This window comes from Stenotrophomonas sp. 05L44_2, from assembly GCF_056665995.1.
Genome location: NZ_JBFTNR010000477.1, coordinates 1 through 3,347, shown reverse-complemented (window position 1 = coordinate 3,347; position 3,347 = coordinate 1). Strand labels below are relative to the sequence as shown.

The 3,347-nt window shown below is 68.1% G+C and carries 2 protein-coding genes; both read left to right on the top strand.

Annotation, left to right across the window (positions count from 1 at the left end; genetic code table 11):
• Window positions 1-2,009: GH92 family glycosyl hydrolase (locus tag AC1VAN_RS15955; protein WP_480986172.1), on the top strand; the 2,009-nt coding region annotated here is incomplete at its 5' end.
• Window positions 2,010-2,105: 96 nt separating this feature from the next.
• Window positions 2,106-3,155: a LacI family DNA-binding transcriptional regulator gene (locus tag AC1VAN_RS15950; protein WP_480986171.1), complete on the top strand. Its 1,050-nt coding sequence runs from the start codon at window positions 2,106-2,108 to the stop codon at window positions 3,153-3,155.
• The last annotated feature ends 192 nt before the right edge of the window (window positions 3,156-3,347 follow it).

The window sequence follows — 3,347 nt, the reverse complement described above, 5'->3', positions numbered from 1 at the left end:
GCCTGACCAGCTACGGCGGCATCGACGCCGAAGCGACCGCGCGCACCCGCGCAGCTGCCGAGCGTTACACCTTCAGCCAGCGCCAGGGCGATGGCCACGTGCTGGTGAATGTCGGTCAGGCCAACGAGCGCCACTCGGTGATCGGCAGCGTGGTCGATGTGGTGGGTGACCGCGTGGTGGAAGGCAAGCTGGTCACCAAGAGTTTCTGCGGCGGGCACCAGTACACCACCTGGTTCCGCATTGAGTTCGACCGCCCGTTCAAGGCGCATGGCACCTGGGGCGAGGGCGGCGGCCTGCCGGGCGCGCGCCACAGCATGGAAGGCGAGCAGAAGCCGAATGGCGCGTGGCTCAGCTTCGACCTGGCCAAGGGCCAGTCGGTCACCGCCGTCAGCGCGATTTCGCATGTGGATGCCGAAGGTGCGCGCACCAACCTGCGCGCCGAGGGCATGCAGGGCGGGGCGCTGCTGGGCTTCGAGCGCATGCGCGCGCTGTCGCAGCAATCGTGGCGTGAGCAGCTGGCACGCGTGCGCGTGCAGGGCGGCAATGGCGATGACCGCACCGTGTTCTACAGTGCGCTGTACCACGCGCTGCTGCAGCCGCTCACCGGCAGCGATGCCGACGGCCGTTACCGCGGCTACGACGATGGCATCCATCGCGCCGATGGCTGGACCTACTACGAGTACTTCTCGCTGTGGGATACCTACCGTGCACAGAACCAGTGGCTGGCACTGACGCGCCCGGATGTGGCGCGCGACATCGGCCGCAGCCTGCTGGCGATCGATGAGCAGGGCGGCTGGCTGCCGCGCTGGGRCTATGYCAACTTCGAGACCAACATCATGACCGGCGATCCGGTCACCCCCTTCATGGTCGACCTGTGGCGCTTCGGTGCGCTCAAGGGCCGCGAAGGGCAGGCATGGGATGCGCTGCGCCGCAATGCGTTCGGTACGCCGCCGCTGAACTCGCGTGCTGCCGGTCGCTCCGGCAACCCGACCTACCTGGACAAGGGCTACGTGGTCTACGACCGTGCGTTCCCGTCCAAGGGCATGGATGTCGATCCCCACCATGGTGGTTCGGCAACGCTGGAGTACGCACTGGCCGACTGCGCGCTTTCGCAGATGGCCGATGGGCTCGGCCATGCCCAGGATGCGGCGGTCCTGCGTGAGCGCGGCCGCAACTGGCGCAAGGTATGGGACCCGCAGGTGCGCGACGCCGAGACCGGCTTCACCGGCTTCCCGCGCCCGCGTACCGAAGATGGCCAGTGGTACACACCGGCCGATGGCCATTACAGCCCGCGCTCGCATCACGGTTTCCATGAAGGCACGGCGTGGCAGTACCAGTGGCTGGCGCAGCAGGACGTGCCGGGCCTGGTCGAAGCGATGGACGGCCGCGAACAGGCCGGCCGCCGCCTGGATGCTTTCTTCGCCATGGACGCTCTGCAGGCCGACCCCCTCAATGCCGCCCGCAAGGAGTGGGTGGTCGGGCCGTACAGCTATTACAACCAGTTCCGCTACAACCCCAACAACGAGCCCGACCTGCATTCGCCGTGGCTGTACACGCTGATCGGCCAGCCGTGGAAGACCGCAGCGGTGGTGCGTGCAGCGCAGCAGCTGTTCACCAATGCACCCAACGGCGTGACCGGCAACGATGACCTCGGCACGATGTCGGCCTGGTACCTGTTCAGTGCGATCGGCGTGTACCCGGCGGTGCCGGGCAGCGGCGAGTTCCTGCTGCATACGCCGCGCTTTGCCAAGGTCGAGGTCGAGCTGGGCAATGGCCGCACCCTGCGTATCGAGGCACCTGGCGCCGATGGCCGCCGCCTGCAGTACGTGCAGGGCGTGCAGGTCGACGGCCAGGCACATGCCCCGGTATGGCTGGGCTGGAGCCAGCTGCAGCAGGGCCCGAAGCTGCGCTTCGCGCTGGACGGGCGGGCGCCGACCGAGGGCTGGGGCACGGCGGTCAAGGACCTGCCGGTGTCCTGGTGCGCGGCACCGGGCAGCCAGCTGCACTGAGCCGGGCTGTGCCGTTCGAGGCAACCCAGCGAACGGCACGGCACGACAGGGCCGCGATCCATTAGGCTTGAGCATCCATCGGAGTGCGGGAAGACGATGAACGACAACAGCGACAGTTCCAGCAAGCGTTCCGGCAAGGCGGTGACGGTGACCGACATCGCCCGTGCCATCGGCGTTTCGCGCGCGACCGTGTCGCTGGTGCTGCGCGGCAGCCCGCTGGTCAACGTCGATACCCGCGCCCGGGTCGAGGCTGAGCTGCGCCGCCAGCGTTACGTCTATAACCGCGCTGCAGCGAACCTGCGGCGGCGCACGTCCTCCAGCATCGCCCTGGTCATCAACGAYCTGTCCAACCCGTTCTTCGCCGAATTCGCCTCCGGKGTGGACGARGCRCTSGGCGGSMRSGGCTWCGTGACCCTGCTYGGCAGYACCGGCGARTCGCCSGAGCGGCAGCAGGCGGTGCTGTCGACATTGATGGAACACACGCCTGCGGGCCTGATCCTGTCGCCGGCCGAAGGCAGCGATGCCACGCTGCTGCGGCAGGTGCTGGGCGCCAACGCCAACGTACTGCTGTTCAACCGCGAACTGGAGGGCGCCGACTGGGACTTCCTGACCCTGGACAACCAGCATGGCGCCTACCTGGCCACCCGCCACCTGATCGAGCGCGGCCATCGCCAGATTGCGTTCTTCGGCGGCCACGCGGCATCGAGTTCCTGCCACCAGCGTCGTGCCGGTTTCCAGCAGGCCCTGGCCGAGGCCGGGCTGGCATTGCCGCCGGGCTGGATGATCGAATCTGCACCCAACCGCCTGGAAGCGGCCGCGCGCACCGATGAACTGTTCGTCGACGGCCATCGGCCGAGCGCAGCGGTCTGCTACAACGACACCGTCGCGCTGGGCCTGATGCTGGGCCTGAACTCGCGCGGCATCCGTCCCGGCGGTGACTTCGCGGTGACCGGCTTCGACGATATTTCCGAAGCGTCGGTTGCCGTGCCGCCGTTGACCACACTGACGGCCGACCCGCGCGAACGCGGGCGGCAGGCGGCCTCGCTGCTGCTGCAGCGGCTGGAGGAACCGGACGCGCCACCACGGCGCACGGTCGCCCCGGTACAGTTGCGAATCCGCGAAAGCAGCGCCGCACGTCCGAATTGAATTGATGCTTCGCTCCTGAACTGATTGCACCCTTCCACGCACCAACGACCTTTCGCGCATCGAGGCGCGTACTGCATGCCGATCTCCGCAACGCCCCGCCCATCGGGTTCCCCGGGCAACCAGCCTGCCGTCACCAACGGCAAGGCGCTGGCCGTGGTCACCACCATCTTCTTCATGTGGGGCTTCCTGACC